At 49.9% G+C, this 401-nt stretch carries 1 protein-coding gene; it reads left to right on the forward strand.

All coding sequences use genetic code 11. The annotated features are described in order from the left end of the window. Positions 1 to 89 precede the first annotated feature (89 nt). Positions 90 to 374, forward strand: coding sequence for a hypothetical protein (locus HMPREF2554_RS00810; protein WP_004006372.1), 285 nt, complete (start codon positions 90 to 92; stop codon positions 372 to 374). Positions 375 to 401: the final 27 nt, after the last annotated feature.

The raw sequence follows: 401 nt of genomic DNA on the forward strand, positions 1-401 counted from the left end.
TCCTTGACCCTCACTAAAAAGCAAACATAAACTACACCATGTAGTTCTGTTACCGAAGACAGAACCCAACCACGTGAAAGGAAACGCCCATGAGCGATCGCGTCCTTAGTTCCCAAGCCGCCAAAGATGCCATCCAGAAAATTCAGAGCATCATCACCGGTGGACTCACCGAGCAGATCAACGCTCTCAATAACGAAGGCCAGCAGCTTTCTGATCCCAATAACTGGGATGGTCCTCTAGCGTCTACCTTCCGTAATGAGACTTGGCCTCACACTCACCAGTCCCTGCAGAAAGCATCTCAGGATCTTACTGAGCTGAACAAGCAGCTGCAGAAGATCGCTACCGACATCTTCCAAGCAGGCGGCGGCGCATAAGACACAGAAAACAACCAAGTTTTCACA

Origin of the sequence: Rothia sp. HMSC071F11 (assembly GCF_001809115.1) — a bacterium.
GTDB classification, from domain to species: Bacteria; Actinomycetota; Actinomycetes; order Actinomycetales; family Micrococcaceae; genus Rothia; species Rothia dentocariosa.

Bases quoted from the DNA above. Each gene is read 5' to 3' on its own strand.
- HMPREF2554_RS00810 (WP_004006372.1), top strand. From the start codon at position 90: ATGAGCGATCGCGTCCTTAGTTCCCAAGCCGCCAAAGATGCCATCCAG.